The sequence below is a fragment of the Streptococcus sp. HMSC062H02 genome (assembly GCF_001813005.1).
Classification (GTDB): domain Bacteria; phylum Bacillota; class Bacilli; order Lactobacillales; family Streptococcaceae; genus Streptococcus; species Streptococcus oralis_S.
This window is the reverse complement of sequence record NZ_KV811138.1, coordinates 1-257: the sequence shown is the minus strand read 5'-3', so window position 1 is coordinate 257 and position 257 is coordinate 1. Positions and strand designations below refer to the sequence as shown.

Below are 257 nucleotides of genomic sequence, written 5' to 3'. Positions count from 1 at the left end.
TGGAGGATTACCCAAGTCCGGCTGAAGGGAACGGTCTTGAAAACCGTCAGGCGTGTAAAAGCGTGCGTGGGTTCGAATCCCACATCCTCCTTTTTATATTAACGCGGGATGGAGCAGCTCGGTAGCTCGTCGGGCTCATAACCCGAAGGTCGTAGGTTCAAATCCTGCTCCCGCAATTTGGCTCGGTAGCTCAGTTGGTAGAGCAATGGATTGAAGCTCCATGTGTCGGCGGTTCGATTCCGTCTCGCGCCATATTT

Annotated in this window: 3 tRNA genes; all 3 read left to right on the top strand. The window is 53.3% G+C overall.

The window, feature by feature from the left end:
• Position 1 precedes the first annotated feature (1 nt).
• The 3 genes from HMPREF2885_RS09780 to HMPREF2885_RS09770 all read left to right on the top strand — a co-directional run bounded on the left by HMPREF2885_RS09780 (position 2) and on the right by HMPREF2885_RS09770 (position 252).
• Positions 2 to 91, top strand: a tRNA-Ser gene (locus tag HMPREF2885_RS09780).
• An 11-nt stretch (positions 92 to 102) separates the two neighbouring features.
• Positions 103 to 176 (top strand) — tRNA-Met (locus tag HMPREF2885_RS09775).
• Between the two features lie 3 nt (positions 177 to 179).
• A tRNA-Phe gene (locus tag HMPREF2885_RS09770) sits at positions 180 to 252 on the top strand.
• Positions 253 to 257 lie beyond the last annotated feature (5 nt).